This is a genomic window from Burkholderia sp. 9775_39 (assembly GCF_015712225.1).
Taxonomy (GTDB): domain Bacteria; phylum Pseudomonadota; class Gammaproteobacteria; order Burkholderiales; family Burkholderiaceae; genus Burkholderia; species Burkholderia cenocepacia.
This window is the reverse complement of record NZ_JACCQC010000011.1, coordinates 161,852-176,892: the sequence shown is the minus strand read 5'-3', so window position 1 is coordinate 176,892 and position 15,041 is coordinate 161,852. Positions and strand designations below refer to the sequence as shown.

Below are 15,041 nucleotides of genomic sequence, written 5' to 3'. Positions count from 1 at the left end.
TTTACTGAGGATCAACGCGATGAGCAAAACCCACTTCGGCTTCGAGAGCGTCGAGGAAAACGAAAAAGCGAAGAAAGTGGCGGGCGTGTTTCATTCGGTCGCGAGCAACTACGATCTGATGAACGACCTGATGTCGGCGGGCATGCACCGCGCGTGGAAGGCGTTCACGATCGCGCAGGCGAACGTGCGCCCCGGCTTCAAGGTGCTCGACATCGCGGCCGGCACCGGCGACCTGACGAAGTCGTTCGCGAAGGCGGCCGGGCCGACGGGCGAGGTCTGGCATACCGACATCAACGAATCGATGCTGCGCGTGGGCCGCGACCGGCTGCTCGACAAGGGCGTCGTGACGCCGTCGCTGCTGTGCGACGCCGAGAAAATTCCCTTCCCGGACAACTACTTCGACGTGGTCACGGTCGCGTTCGGGCTGCGCAACATGACGCACAAGGATGCCGCACTGGCCGAGATGCGCCGCGTGACGAAGCCCGGCGGTCGCGTGATGGTGCTGGAATTCTCGAAAGTCTGGGATCCGCTGAAAAAAGCGTACGATCTGTATTCTTTCAAAGTATTACCGTGGCTTGGCGACAAGTTCGCGAAAGATGCCGAAAGTTATCGGTATCTTGCTGAATCTATCCGGATGCACCCCGATCAGGACACGCTGAAGACGATGATGGAACAAGCGGGCCTCGATGCCGTCAAATATTACAATTTGTCAGGTGGCGTGGTAGCTTTACACCTAGGGACCAAGTACTAAGGGGTTCTTTCCATACATTCGCCTTACATCTGGAGAAGCTGATGTCCGAAACGCGTTCGTTGTTCAACCGTAGCAAGCCGTCGAAGCCGTGGGCTCGACGGGTCGGCACGCTGCTGATGGTCGGCCTGCTCACGGCCGGCACGTTCGCATCGCTCGACGCTGAAGCCAAGCGCATGGGCGGCGGGCGCAGCATCGGCCGCCAGAATTCCACCGTCACGCAGCGCCAGGCCACGCCGCCTGCGCAACAGCCGATGCAGCAGGCCGCGCCGTCGCAGGCGCAGCGCACGAACCCGGCTGCCCCCACGCCGGCCGCGCAGCCCAACCGCTCGCGCTGGCTCGGGCCGATCGCCGGCCTCGCGGCCGGTCTCGGTATCGCGGCGCTGCTGTCGCACTTCGGTCTCGGCGGCGCATTCGCGAGCATGATGGCGAACGTCATCGTGATTGCGTTGCTCGCGATGGTCGGCATCTGGCTGATCCGCAAGTTCATGAACCGCCGTCGCCCGCAGGAGCCGGCGTATTCGGTCGGCGGCGCCGCATCGTCGTCGGGCGGCTACTCGCAAAGCCCGTCGTTCCAGCAAGGCAATGCCGGCAGCAACTACGCGGGCAGCGGCAGCAGCTATGCGAACGAAGCGCAGGGCGTGTTCGGCGGCGGTGCGGCGGCCGCCGGCGCGGCTGCGGCGGCAGCGGCGCCCCTGCAGGTGCCGGCCGGCTTCGACACCGAAGCGTTCCTGCGCAGCGCGAAAGTCTATTTCGTGCGCCTGCAGGCCGCGTGGGACCAGGGCAACCTGGCCGACATCCGCGAGTTCACGACGCCCGAAATGTTCGCCGAGATCAAGATCGACCTCGATTCGCGCGGCAACGACGCGAACCAGACCGACGTCGTACAGCTCGACGCGGAACTGGTCGCGATCGAGGATCGCGGCATCGAGCAGTCGGCGAGCGTGCGCTTCCACGGCCTGATCCGCGAATCGGCGAATACGTCGGCGGCGCCGTTCGACGAGGTGTGGAACCTGTCGAAGTCGGGCAGCCAAGGCTGGCTGCTCGCGGGTATCCAGCAGATCAACACGCACTGAGCGTGGCCGGCGGCCCGCGCCGCCGGGCACCCGGGCGACGGCCGCCGCACTGCGACCGCTTGCCGCCCGGGTGTACGGTCAGGCACGGTCCGCCATCGATCCGACGTTACAATAGAAACCCGCGTGGGCGCCCGGCCTGCGCGGGTTTTTTCTTTCCCAGCCCGATGACCTTTGCCGCCAAGCCTTTTGCTGCTGCCGTCAATCACCTGCTCGCGCGCGAATCGTGGGCACGCGACCGCCTGATTCCCTATGCGGGCAAGACTGCCCGGATCGACGTGCCTCCCGTCACGCTCACGCTGCTGGTGCAGCCCGACGGTTATCTGTCGGCCGTCGACGCGCACGATGCGCAACAGGTCGACGTGTCGATCGCGCTCGCCGGCGACACGGTCGCCGCGTTCCTGCAGGGCGGCCAGGCGGCCGTGATGAAGCACGTGAAGATCGAAGGCGACGCGGAATTCGCGACGCAGATCGCGAAGCTGGCCGAGCACCTGCGCTGGGAACCGGAAGAAGATCTCGCGAAGCTGGTCGGCGACGCGGCGGCGTACCGGATCGCGACGGTCGTGCGCGACGCCGGCGCGCGCGCACGCCGCACCGGCCGCAATGTGCTCGATTCCGTCGCCGAATACTGGCTCGACGAGAACCCGCAAGTCGTCCGGCGCACGTCGCTCGGCGGCTTCGACGCCGAGCTGGCGCGCGCACGCGATGCGCTCGCGCGGGTCGAAAAGCGGGTCGAGCGACTCGAACAAAAAATCGGCGCGCGCACGGGCTCCGGCCCGCGCGGCGCGCACTGAGGGCCGCAGGGCATGCGCATTTTCCGTTTCATCAAGATTGTCTACACCGTCATCCGCTTTGGCCTCGACGAAGTGATGCTGTCCCGGATCGACGACCGGCGGGTGAAGCTGCTGCTGCGGATCACGACGATCGGTCGCCGCTTCTCCGATCCGCCGGCCGTGCGGTTGCGTCACGCGCTCGAAAGCCTGGGCCCGATCTTCGTGAAGTTCGGCCAGGTGCTGTCGACGCGCCGCGACCTGCTGTCGGTCGATTTCGCGAACGAACTCGCGAAGCTGCAGGACCAGGTGCCGCCGTTCGATTCGGCCGTCGCGATCGCGATCATCGAGAAGTCGCTCGGCGCGCCGGTCGACGAGCTGTTCGACGAATTCGAGCGCGAGCCGATCGCGAGCGCGTCGATCGCGCAGGTGCACTTCGCGAAGCTGAAGCAGGGCGTGCACGCGGGCAAGGCCGTCGCCGTCAAGGTGCTGCGGCCGAACATGCTGCCGGTGATCGATTCCGACCTCGCGCTGATGCGCGACATCGCGACGTGGACGGAACGCATGTGGGCCGACGGCCGGCGCCTGAAGCCACGCGAGGTCGTCGCCGAATTCGACAAGTACCTGCACGACGAGCTCGACCTGATGCGCGAGGCCGCCAACGGCAGCCAGCTGCGCCGCAACTTCGCGGGCCTCGACCTGCTGCTCGTGCCCGAGATGTTCTGGGATTTCTCGACGTCGCAGGTGCTCGTGATGGAGCGCATGACCGGCGTGCCGATCAGCCAGGTTGAGACGCTGCGCTCGGCCGGCGTCGACATCAAGAAGCTCGCGCGCGAAGGCGTCGAGATATTCTTCACGCAGGTGTTCCGCGACGGCTTCTTCCACGCGGACATGCACCCCGGCAACATCCAGGTGAGCCTCGACCCGAACACGTTCGGCCGCTATATCGCGCTCGATTTCGGGATCGTCGGCGCGCTGTCCGATTTCGACAAGAACTACCTCGCGCAGAACTTCCTCGCGTTCTTCAAGCGCGACTACCACCGTGTCGCGACGCTCCACCTCGAATCGGGCTGGGTGCCGCCGGAGACCCGCGTCGAGGAGCTCGAAAGCGCGATCCGCGCGGTGTGCGAGCCGTATTTCGACCGCGCGCTGAAGGACATCTCGCTCGGCCAGGTGCTGATGCGCCTGTTTTCGACGTCGCGCCGCTTCAACGTCGAGATCCAGCCGCAGCTCGTGCTGCTGCAGAAGACGATGCTGAACGTCGAAGGGCTCGGCCGCTCGCTCGATCCCGAACTCGACCTGTGGAAGACCGCGAAGCCGTATCTCGAGCGCTGGATGACCGAGCAGATTGGCCTGCGCGGCTGGTACGAGCGGTTCAAGGTCGAGGCGCCGCAGTGGAGCAAGACGCTGCCGCAACTGCCGCGCCTGATCCACCATGCGCTGGCCGCGCGCCACGATGCGCCGCGCGCCGCGAGCGAGGAACTGATGCGTCAGGTCCTCGTCGAGCAGAAGCGGACGAACCGGCTGCTGCAGGCGTTGCTGATCTTCGGCCTGGCCGTCGGCGTCGGGGCGCTCGTCGCGCGCGTGCTGCTCGCGCTCGCGTACGGCGCTTGATCGAAAGGAGCACGGCGATGTCCGATCCGAAGCAACCGGCCGCACCGTCGGCCACCGATTTCGCGACACGCGACCCGGGCAGCGCGTCGTTCTGGAACGAGCGCTTCGAGCGCGGCGTGACGCCGTGGGAATTCGGCGGCGTGCCGGACGGCTTTCGCGTGTTCGCGCAGCGGCTGGCGCCGCGCGCGGTGCTGATTCCCGGCTGCGGCAGCGCGCAGGAGGCCGGCTGGCTCGCGCAGGCCGGCTGGCCGGTGCGGGCGATCGATTTCGCCGCGCAGGCGGTCGCTGCGGCGAAGGCGCAGCTCGGCGCGCATGCGGACGTCGTCGAGCAGGCCGATTTTTTCCAGTACCGGCCGCCGTTCGACGTGCAGTGGGTGTACGAGCGTGCGTTCCTGTGCGCGTTGCCGCCGAGCCTGCGTGCCGACTATGCGGCGCGCATGGCCGAGCTGCTGCCCGCGGGCGGATTGCTGGCCGGCTATTTCTTCGTGGTGGCGAAACCGAAGGGGCCGCCGTTCGGGATCGAGCGCGCGGAACTCGATGCGCTGCTCGCGCCGCACTTCGAGCTGGTCGAGGATTTGCCCGTGACCGATTCGCTGGCCGTGTTCGACGGGCACGAGCGCTGGCTCACGTGGCGTCGCCGCTGATGCGCGGGCGTCGCGGCCATTGCCGGAGCGCGCCAGGGTTTCGGCTATAATTCAAGGTTTTGCAAGCCGTTTCCAGTTTCTGCGGGAAAAATATCATGCCGATCTACGCCTATCGATGCGAAGCGTGCGGTTTCGCGAAGGACGTGCTCCAGAAGATGAGCGACGCGCCGCTGTCGCAATGCCCTGAATGCGGGAAGGATGCTTTTCGCAAACAGGTGACCGCCGCCGGTTTCCAGCTGAAGGGCTCGGGGTGGTATGTCACCGATTTCCGCGGCGGCTCGGGCGGCACCAGCGCGCCGGCGACGGCGTCGGGCGACGCGGCGCCGGCCGCACCGGCGGCTGAAGCCGCACCCGCCGCGGCCGCGCCGGCTGCGGCGAGCAGTTCGGGCAGTACCTCGACGACGAGCGCCGCGCCGGCTCCGGCCGCAGCGCCCGCCGCCGGTAGTTGACCGTCGCGGCCCGTCCGGGTCGCGACCAACCCGCGCCGCCGGCGCGGTTCATTGACGGCAGATGATGAAAAAGACGACCCTGAAAACGGTGTTCCTGACCGGCCTGCTGGTTCTCGTCCCGCTCGCGATCACGCTGTGGGTGCTCGGCCTCATCATCGGCACGATGGACCAGACGCTGCTCCTGCTGCCCGAATCGTGGCAGCCCGAGCGGATGCTCGGCTTCCATCTGCCGGGGATCGGCGCGGTGCTGACGCTCGCGTTCATCTTCGTCGTCGGGCTGGCCACGCAGAACTTCATCGGCCAGAAGCTCGTCACGTGGTGGAACGCGGTCGTGCGTCACATCCCGGTCGTCGGGCCGATCTACACGAGCGTCAAGCAGGTGTCCGACACGCTGCTGTCGAGCAGCGGCAATGCATTCCGCAAGGCGCTGCTGATCGAATACCCGCGCCGCGGCTCGTATACGATCGCGTTTCTGACCGGCACGCCCGGCGGCGACGTGGTCAACCATCTGACGGAAGAGTACGTGAGCGTGTACGTGCCCACGACGCCGAACCCGACGTCGGGCTTCTTCCTGATGCTGCCGAAGAGCGAAGTCATCGAACTCGACATGTCGGTCGATGCCGCGCTCAAGTACATCGTCTCGATGGGCGTCGTGGCGCCTTCGGCGCCGGCTCCGGCGCCCGCCCGCCGTCCCGTCGAGCCGCCGCTGTAAGTAAAGAATCATCGCCCGGGCCGCGCGTTGCGGCGCCCGTTGATCAAACCGAACGAAAGCAAACATCATGTCGATGCGTACTGAATACTGCGGTCTCGTGACCGAACACCTGCTGGGCCAAACCGTGTCGCTGTGCGGCTGGGTGCAGCGCCGCCGCGATCACGGCGGTGTGATCTTCATCGACCTGCGCGATCGTGAAGGCCTCGTGCAAGTGGTGTGCGACCCGGATCGCGCCGAGATGTTCGCGACCGCCGAAGGCGTGCGCAACGAGTTCTGCGTGCAGATCAAGGGCCTCGTGCGCAACCGTCCGGAAGGCACGGTCAACGCCGGCCTGAAGAGCGGCAAGATCGAAGTGCTGTGCCACGAACTGAACGTGCTGAACGCGTCGGTCACGCCGCCGTTCCAGCTCGACGACGACAACCTGTCGGAAACGACGCGTCTCACGCACCGCGTGCTCGACCTGCGCCGCCCGCAGATGCAGCACAACCTGCGCCTGCGCTACCGCGTCGCGATCGAGGCGCGCAAGTACCTCGACGAGCAGGGCTTCATCGACATCGAGACGCCGATGCTGACGAAGAGCACGCCGGAAGGCGCGCGCGACTACCTCGTGCCGTCGCGCGTGAACGCGGGCCAGTTCTTCGCGCTGCCGCAGTCGCCGCAGCTGTTCAAGCAGCTGCTGATGGTCGCGAACTTCGACCGTTACTACCAGATCACCAAGTGCTTCCGCGACGAAGACCTCCGCGCGGACCGTCAGCCGGAATTCACGCAGATCGACTGCGAGACGTCGTTCCTCGGCGAGCAGGAAATCCGTGACCTGTTCGAAGACATGATCCGTCACATCTTCAAGACGACGATCGACGTCGAGCTCGACGCGAAATTCCCGGTGATGCCGTACTCGGAAGCGATGGCGCGTTTCGGTTCGGACAAGCCGGACCTGCGCGTGCAGCTCGAATTCACCGAATTGACCGACGCGATGAAGGATGTCGACTTCAAGGTGTTCAGCACGCCGGCCAACGCGAAGGACGGCCGGGTTGCGGCGCTGCGCGTGCCGAAGGGCGGCGAGCTGTCGCGCGGCGACATCGACGGCTACACGGAATTCGTGCGCATCTACGGCGCGAAGGGCCTCGCGTGGATCAAGGTCAACGAGAAGGCGAAGGGCCGCGACGGCCTGCAGAGCCCGATCGTCAAGAACCTGCACGATGCATCGATCGCGGCGATCCTCGAGCGCACCGGCGCCGAAGACGGCGACATCATCTTCTTCGCGGCCGATCGCGCGAAGGTCGTCAACGACAGCCTCGGCGCGCTGCGCCTGAAGATCGGCCATTCGGAATTCGGCAAGGCGAACGGTCTCGTCCAGGCCGGCTGGAAGCCGCTGTGGGTCGTCGACTTCCCGATGTTCGAATACGACGACGAAGATGCACGCTACGTCGCCGCGCACCATCCGTTCACGAGCCCGAAGGACGAGCACCTCGAGTACCTCGAGACCGACCCGGGCCGCTGCCTCGCGAAGGCGTACGACATGGTGCTGAACGGCTGGGAAATCGGCGGCGGCTCGGTGCGTATCCACCGCGAGGAAGTCCAGAGCAAGGTGTTCCGCGCGCTGAAGATCGGCGCGGAAGAAGCGCAGGCGAAGTTCGGCTTCCTGCTGGACGCGCTGCAGTACGGCGCGCCGCCGCACGGCGGTATCGCGTTCGGTCTCGACCGCATCGTCACGATGATGGCCGGCGCCGATTCGATCCGCGACGTGATCGCGTTCCCGAAGACGCAGCGTGCGCAGGATCTGCTCACGCAGGCGCCGAGCCCGGTCGACGAGCGTCAGCTGCGCGAGTTGCACATCCGTCTGCGTCAGCCGGAGCAGCCGAAGGCGTAACGCGCTTCTCGCCCCGGTCGTGTGCGTGGTCACGCGCACACGACGCCCATGAAAAAGGCGCAGTGATGCGCCTTTTTCATTTTTTGCGGTACAGTCGCAGCACTTGCCGCACGTTCGGGCGCAGGCCCGGCGCACGGCCCTGTGCCGCATGAAACAAAGATGACGAAGCCGCCGAAAATCCCCGAATCCGTTCTCGTCGTGATCTACACGCCCGACCTCGATGTGCTCGTGATCAAGCGTGCCGACCAGCCCGATTTCTGGCAATCGGTCACCGGCTCGAAGGACGCGCTCGACGAGCCGCTCGCGCTCACCGCCGCGCGCGAAGTGGCCGAGGAAACCGGCATCGCGGTCGGCACGCCGGACGTGCCGGCCAGCGCGCTCGTCGACTGGCACCACCGGATCGAATACACGATCTATCCGCAATACCTGCATCGCTATGCGCCGGGCGTCACGCGCAACGTCGAGCACTGGTTCGGCCTGTGCGTGCCGCATCGCGTCGACGTGACGCTGTCGCCGCGCGAGCATGTCGACCATGCGTGGCTGCCGTTCCGCGAGGCGGCCGCTCGCTGCTTCTCGCCGTCGAACGCCGAGGCGATCCTGCAATTGCCCGCGCGCGTGGCCCTCGCGCGTGCGCCGCACGGCTCGTCCGCATGAATGCGGAGACCCGCAAGCGCTTCGCGCAATTGCGGCAGATGTTTCTGCAGGAGCGCGGCTCCGCGTCGCGGCTCGCGTTTACGGCCGGCAACACGGTGCGGCTGTGCGAAACCGGCGGCGAATTCTTCCACGCGCTGATCGAGCGGATCGACGCCGCCCGCGAGCAGGTGATGCTCGAAACCTACATCTTCTGCGACGACGCGGCCGGCCGCCCGGTGTCGGACGCGCTGATCCGCGCGGCGCAGCGCGGCGTGCGCGTGCGGGTGATCACCGACGGTATCGGCACCGCACGCCTGCCGCTGTTCGACACGTGGGCCGAGTCCGGCGTCGAGCACTGCATCTACAACCGTTTCCTGTTCGGCCGCTTCGGCTTCTCGCGCACGCACCGCAAGCTCGCGGTGATCGATCATGCGGTCGCGTTCTGCGGCGGCATCAACATCGTCGACGACTACACGCAGGGCAGCGCGACGCTGCCGTTCCCGCGCTGGGATTTCGCGGTCGAGATGGCCGGGCCCGCGGTGTCCGACGTGCGTGCCGCGTTCGAGCTGCAATGGCACCGGATCCAGTTCGGCCACAAGCCGTACGCGCAGTACGCGGCCGGGCTGCACGGCGGCGAAGCGTTCCCGGACATGTTCCGGCGCTGGATGCGCAGCCACCGGTGGATCAAGGCCGGCGCGCTGCGGGTCGTGACGGAGCCGAGCGTCGCGTTCGTCGCGCGCGACAACGTCGTGAACCGCCGCGCGATCGAGAAGGCCTATCTCGCGGCAATCGGCCAGGCGCGCCAGCGGATCCTGCTCGCGAATCCGTATTTCATGCCGGGCCGCAAGCTGCGTCGCGCGCTGACGGGCGCGGCGCGGCGGGGTGTCGACGTGCAGGTGCTGATCGGCCGCAAGGAATTCGCGGCGCTCGATACGGCCGTACCGTTCCTCTATCACACGCTGCTGCGCGCGGGCGTGCGCGTCGCCGAATACGACAAGACGATCCTGCACGGCAAGGTCGCCGTGATCGACGACAACTGGGCGACGGTCGGCTCGTCGAATCTGGACGCGCTGAGCCTGATGCTGAACAATGAAGCGAACGTCGTGCTGGTGCGCTACGATGCAGTGACGAACCAGTTGCGCGACGCGATCGCCACCGCGTTCGCCGAAGGCCGGGAGATCGATGCCGCGCACTACGCGGCGCGCCCGCGCGTCGAGCGGCTGCTGAACTGGCTCGCGTACACGACCTACCGTGTCGTGATGAAGGCGCTGACGGTCGGCGGTTACGACTGACGCCGACTAAGTATTCGCTTCAAAAAATCTGTCCGCACGTTCGTGCGGAAAAGCCGCTCCGGTCCCGCCGGAATCGCGCAAAATAGCGGCTCGGTTAGACACCGGTTTCTAATAATTTCCTTGTTTCGCGAGCGGCCGCACTCAATAATAGTACGGCCGTTCGATTTTATTCGAACCCCCGAACGGTTACAGAAATAGCTATGCGAAAAGGCGAACAGACGCGTGCCGCGATACTTGAAGCTGCTTTGGACCTCGCCAGCCGTGACGGGCTGGAGGGGCTGACGATCGGCCTGCTGGCCGAGCGCATGCAGATGAGCAAGAGCGGCGTGTTCGCGCACTTCGGATCGCGCGAAGACCTGCAGGTCGAGGTCGTCCGCGAGTACCACCATCGTTTCGAAAACGAGGTGTTCTTTCCGAGCCTGCGCGAGTCGCGCGGTCTGCCGCGTCTTCGGGCGATGCTGGCGCGCTGGATCGAGAAGCGCATCCAGGAGGTGACGACCGGGTGCATCTACATCAGCGGCGCAGTGGAGTACGACGACCGGCCGGACAGCCCCGTGCGCGAGCAGTTGATCGCGAGCGTGACCGCCTGGCGTGCCGCGTTGCTGCGCGCCATTTCGCAGGCGATGGAAGAAGGGCATCTGCGCACGGACACGGATCCGGAACTGATGCTCTTCGAGTTGTACAGCTTCACGCTCGGCCTGCATCACGACGCACGCTTCCTGCATTCGCCGGACGCCGTGCGCCTCACGTGGGCCGCGCTGGAAAAGACGATTGTTTCGTATCAGAGCGAGAGCCGTTAGCGGCGCGTGACCCGCCCGCCAGGAGCTCGAGCCGTTTTGCCCACCTTTGGAGAGAGTCATGGGACAGTACGCCGCGCCGCTGCGCGACATGCAATTCGTGTTGCACGAGCTTCTGAACGTCGAAGCCGAAGTCAAGCAAATGCCCAAGCATGCGGACCTCGACGCCGACACGATCAACCAGGTCCTCGAGGAAGCGGGCAAGTTCTGCTCCGAGGTACTGTTCCCGCTGAACCAGGTCGGCGACCGCGAAGGCTGCACGTATGAAGGCGACGGCGTCGTGAAGACCCCGACCGGCTTCAAGGAAGCGTATCAGCAATACGTCGAGGCCGGCTGGCCGGCGCTCGGCTGCGATCCGGACTACGGCGGCCAGGGCCTGCCCGCGTTCGTGAACAACGCACTCTACGAAATGCTGAACTCGGCGAACCAGGCGTGGACGATGTATCCGGGCCTGTCGCACGGCGCGTACGAATGCCTGCACGCGCACGGCGCGCCGGAACTGCAGCAGCAATATCTGCCGAAGCTCGTGTCGGGCGAATGGACGGGCACGATGTGCCTGACCGAGCCGCACTGCGGCACCGACCTCGGCATCCTGCGCACCAAGGCCGAACCGAACGGCGACGGCTCGTACTCGATCAGCGGCACGAAGATCTTCATCTCGAGCGGCGAGCACGACATGTCGAAGAACATCATCCACCTCGTGCTCGCGCGCCTGCCGGACGCGCCGCAAGGCACGAAGGGGATCTCGCTGTTCATCGTGCCGAAGTTCATTCCGGACGCCGCGGGCGAGCCGGGCGAGCGCAACGGCATCAAGTGCGGCTCGATCGAACACAAGATGGGCATCCACGGCAACTCGACGTGCGTGATGAACCTCGACGGCGCGAAGGGCTGGATGGTCGGCGAGCCGAACAAGGGCTTGAACGCGATGTTCGTGATGATGAACGCCGCGCGCCTCGGCGTCGGCATGCAGGGCCTCGGCCTCACGGAAGTCGCGTACCAGAACTCGCTGACGTACGCGAAGGAGCGCCTGCAGATGCGCTCGCTGACGGGCCCGAAGGCACCGGACAAGCCGGCCGACCCGATCATCGTGCACCCGGACGTGCGCCGCATGCTGCTCACGCAGAAGGCCTACGCGGAAGGCGCGCGCGCATTCACGTACTGGTCCGCGCTGCAGATCGACAAGGAGCTGTCGCACGCCGACGAAGCGGTGCGCAAGGAAGCGGCCGACCTCGTCGCGCTACTCACGCCGATCATCAAGGCGTTCCTGACCGACAACGCGTTCGAGTCGACCAACCACGCGATGCAGATCTACGGCGGCCACGGCTTCATCTCCGAGTGGGGCATGGAGCAATACGTGCGCGACGCGCGGATCAACATGATCTACGAAGGCACGAACTCGATCCAGTCGCTCGACCTGCTGGGCCGCAAGGTGCTCGGCGACATGGGCGCGAAGCTGAAGAAGTTCGGCAAGCTCGTCACCGAATTCGCGGAAGCCGAAGGCGTGAAGCCGGAGATGGCCGAGTTCATCAACCCGCTCGCCGACATCGGTGAAAAGGTGCAGAAGCTGACGATGGAAATCGGCATGAAGGCGATGCAGAACCCCGACGAAGTCGGCGCGGCCGCCGTGCCGTACCTGCGCACCGTCGGCCACCTGGTGTTCTCGTACTTCTGGGCGCGCATGGCGCGTCTCGCACTCGACAAGGAAGCGTCGGGCGATCCGTTCTACAAGTCGAAGCTCGCCACCGCCCGCTTCTACTTCGCGCGTCTGCTGCCTGAAACGGCATCGACGATCCGCGCCGCGCGCGCCGGTTCGAAGACGCTGATGGAAGTCGACGAATCGCTGTTCTGACGCGATTCAGGGCGGTGCGCGCCGCGCGCCGCCCGGACGCAACGGTTCCTGGTACTCACTTCGCCGTGCAGCCCTCACATTCCGCGCTGCACGACACTATCCGGAGACATCCCGTGAGCAATTTCCTGATTCGCAAGGTCGCCGTGCTGGGCGCCGGCGTGATGGGCGCGCAGATCGCCGCGCATCTCATCAACGCGCGCGTGCCGGTGCTGCTGTTCGACCTGCCGGCCAAGGAAGGCCCGAAAAACGCGATCGCGCTGAAGGCGATCGAGAACCTGAAGAAGCTGTCGCCCGCGCCGTTCGGCGTGAAGGACGATGCGAAGTACCTCGAAGCGGCGAACTACGAAGACGACATCGCGAAGCTGGCCGAATGCGACGTCGTGATCGAGGCGATCGCCGAGCGGATGGACTGGAAGCACGACCTGTACAAGAAGGTCGCGCCGCACATCGCTTCGCACGCGATCTTCGCGACCAACACGTCGGGCCTGTCGATCACGAAGCTGTCCGAAGGTTTCTCGGACGAGCTGAAGTCGCGCTTCTGCGGCGTGCACTTCTTCAACCCGCCGCGCTACATGCACCTCGTCGAGCTGATTCCGACCGCGCATACGCGCCCGGAGATCCTCGACCAGCTCGAAACCTTCCTGACGAGCGTCGTCGGCAAGGGCGTCGTGCGCGCGAAGGACACGCCAAACTTCATCGCGAACCGCGTCGGCATCTTCTCGATCCTCGCGGTGATCACCGAGGCCGCGAAGTTCGGCCTGCGCTTCGACGAAGTCGACGACCTGACGGGCAGCCGCCTCGGCCGCGCGAAGTCGGCGACGTTCCGCACCGCGGACGTGGTCGGCCTCGACACGATGGCGCACGTGATCAAGACGATGCAGGACAACCTCGCCGACGATCCGTTCTTCCCGGTCTACCAGACGCCTGCCGTGCTCGCCGAGCTGGTGAAGCAGGGCGCGCTCGGCCAGAAGACGGGCGGCGGCTTCTACAAGAAGGAAGGCAAGGCGATCAAGGTGCTCGACGCGAAGACGGGCACCTACGTCGATTCGGGCGCGAAGGCGGACGAAACGGTCGGCCGCATCCTGAAGCGTCCGCCGGCGGAACGCCTGAAGCTGCTGCGCGAGACGGATCATCCGCACGCCCAGTTCCTGTGGTCGATCTTCCGCGACGTGTTCCATTACATCGGCGTGCATCTCGAGTCGATCGCCGACAACGCGCGCGACGTCGACCTCGCGATCCGCTGGGGCTTCGGCTGGAACGAAGGTCCGTTCGAAGGCTGGCAGGCCGCCGGCTGGAAGCAGGTCGCCGAGTGGGTGCAGGAAGACATCGCGGCCGGCAAGGCGCTCGCGAACGTGCCGCTGCCGTCGTGGGTGCTCGAAGGCCCGGTCGCCGAGAAGGGCGGCGTGCACACGGCCGAAGGCTCGTGGGCGCCGGCCGCGAAGCGCTTCGTGCCGCGCTCGGACCTCGCGGTCTACGGCAAGCAGGTATTCCGTGCGCCGCTGCTCGGCGAAGCGGGTGCCGATCCGAAGACGTACGGCAAGACGCTGTTCGAGACCGACGCGGTGCGCGCATGGGTCGACGACCGCGCCGGTGAAGACGACGTCGTGATCGTGTCGTTCAAGTCGAAGATGAACACGATCGGACCGAGCGTGATCGACGGCCTCGTGCAGGCGATCGAACTCGCGGAGAAGGACTACAAGGGCGTGGTGATCTGGCAGCCGACGTCGCTGAAGCTCGGCACGCCGGGCGGCCCGTTCTCGGCCGGCGCGAACCTCGAGGAGGCGATGCCCGCGTTCATGATGGGCGGCGCGAAGGGCATCGAGCCGTTCGTGAAGAAGTTCCAGGAAGGCATGCTGCGCGTGAAGTACGCGAACGTGCCGGTCGTCGCGGCCGTGTCGGGCATCGCGCTCGGCGGCGGGTGCGAGCTGATGCTGCACAGCGCGAAGCGCGTCGTGCACGTCGAGAGCTACATCGGTCTCGTCGAAGTGGGCGTCGGCCTCGTGCCGGCGGGCGGCGGCCTGAAGGAAGCGGCGCTGCGCGCGGCGGACGCCGCGACGGCCGCGAACGCGACCACCGACATCCTGAAGTTCGTCACGAAGTCGTTCGAGAACGCGGCGATGGCGAAGGTGTCGGCGTCCGCGCACGACGCCCGTGCGATGGGCTACGTGAAGTCGTCCGACACGATCGTCTTCAACGTGTTCGAACTGCTCGACACCGCGAAGAAGGAAGCGCGTGCGCTGGCCGACACCGGCTACCGCGCACCGCTGCGTGCGAAGGACGTGCCGGTTGCAGGCCGTTCGGCGATCGCGACGATCAAGGCATCGCTCGTCAACATGCGTGACGGCCGCTTCATCAGCGACCACGACTACCTGATCGCGAGCCGCATCGCCGAAGCCGTGTGCGGCGGCGACGTCGAAGCCGGCAGCCTGGTCGACGAAGAATGGCTGCTCGCGCTGGAGCGTCGCGCATTCGTCGAGCTGCTCGGCACGCAGAAGACGCAGGAACGGATCATGGGCATGTTGCAGACCGGCAAGCCGGTGCGTAACTGAGCGAGCGGATAACTTTGTATGGGGCCCGGGCCGGCGCTGAA

At 66.1% G+C, this 15,041-nt stretch carries 13 protein-coding genes; all 13 read left to right on the top strand.

What is annotated here, in order from left to right; genetic code table 11:
* The first annotated feature begins 19 nt into the window (after nt 1-19).
* The 13 genes from ubiE (at nt 20) to H0X90_RS17215 (ending at nt 15,000) form a co-directional block, all read left to right on the top strand.
* Entirely contained in the window at nt 20-751 is a 732-nt protein-coding gene (ubiE, locus tag H0X90_RS17275; RefSeq protein ID WP_006477837.1) for a bifunctional demethylmenaquinone methyltransferase/2-methoxy-6-polyprenyl-1,4-benzoquinol methylase UbiE, read from the top strand.
* A gap of 41 nt (nt 752-792) precedes the next feature.
* A complete protein-coding gene (locus H0X90_RS17270) occupies nt 793-1,824 on the top strand; it encodes a Tim44 domain-containing protein (protein WP_077189723.1) in 1,032 nt (343 codons plus the stop codon).
* Nucleotides 1,825-1,988: 164 nt separating this feature from the next.
* Nucleotides 1,989-2,615: an SCP2 domain-containing protein gene (locus H0X90_RS17265; RefSeq protein WP_034201379.1), complete on the top strand. Its 627-nt coding sequence runs from the start codon at nt 1,989-1,991 to the stop codon at nt 2,613-2,615.
* A gap of 12 nt (nt 2,616-2,627) precedes the next feature.
* Complete coding sequence (gene ubiB, locus H0X90_RS17260; protein WP_006487907.1) at nt 2,628-4,205, top strand: ubiquinone biosynthesis regulatory protein kinase UbiB; 1,578 nt, start codon at nt 2,628-2,630, stop codon at nt 4,203-4,205.
* A gap of 17 nt (nt 4,206-4,222) precedes the next feature.
* Nucleotides 4,223-4,849, top strand: coding sequence for an SAM-dependent methyltransferase (locus H0X90_RS17255; protein ID WP_006487899.1), 627 nt, complete (start codon nt 4,223-4,225; stop codon nt 4,847-4,849).
* 95 nt (nt 4,850-4,944) lie between these two features.
* Nucleotides 4,945-5,298, top strand: coding sequence for an FmdB family zinc ribbon protein (locus H0X90_RS17250; RefSeq protein WP_006497387.1), 354 nt, complete (start codon nt 4,945-4,947; stop codon nt 5,296-5,298).
* Between the two features lie 61 nt (nt 5,299-5,359).
* Entirely contained in the window at nt 5,360-6,010 is a 651-nt protein-coding gene (locus tag H0X90_RS17245; protein ID WP_006477842.1) for a DUF502 domain-containing protein, read from the top strand.
* A gap of 67 nt (nt 6,011-6,077) precedes the next feature.
* Nucleotides 6,078-7,880, top strand: a complete 1,803-nt coding sequence (gene aspS / locus H0X90_RS17240) for an aspartate--tRNA ligase (RefSeq protein WP_006485737.1) — start codon at nt 6,078-6,080, stop codon at nt 7,878-7,880.
* Between the two features lie 159 nt (nt 7,881-8,039).
* On the top strand, nt 8,040-8,534 hold the full coding sequence (gene nudB, locus H0X90_RS17235) for a dihydroneopterin triphosphate diphosphatase (RefSeq protein ID WP_006485748.1): 495 nt from the start codon (nt 8,040-8,042) through the stop codon (nt 8,532-8,534).
* Nucleotides 8,531-9,805, top strand: coding sequence for a cardiolipin synthase ClsB (clsB, locus tag H0X90_RS17230; RefSeq protein ID WP_006485739.1), 1,275 nt, complete (start codon nt 8,531-8,533; stop codon nt 9,803-9,805). The genes nudB and clsB overlap by 4 nt, the downstream gene beginning before the upstream one ends.
* Before the next feature lie 200 nt (nt 9,806-10,005).
* The gene (locus tag H0X90_RS17225; protein WP_006485742.1) at nt 10,006-10,605 is read left to right on the top strand and encodes a TetR/AcrR family transcriptional regulator; all 600 of its coding nucleotides are present in this window, start codon (nt 10,006-10,008) and stop codon (nt 10,603-10,605) included.
* Between the two features lie 58 nt (nt 10,606-10,663).
* Nucleotides 10,664-12,451, top strand: coding sequence for an acyl-CoA dehydrogenase C-terminal domain-containing protein (locus H0X90_RS17220; protein WP_006485746.1), 1,788 nt, complete (start codon nt 10,664-10,666; stop codon nt 12,449-12,451).
* Between the two features lie 113 nt (nt 12,452-12,564).
* Entirely contained in the window at nt 12,565-15,000 is a 2,436-nt protein-coding gene (locus tag H0X90_RS17215) for a 3-hydroxyacyl-CoA dehydrogenase/enoyl-CoA hydratase family protein (RefSeq protein WP_077189722.1), read from the top strand.
* The last annotated feature ends 41 nt before the right edge of the window (nt 15,001-15,041 follow it).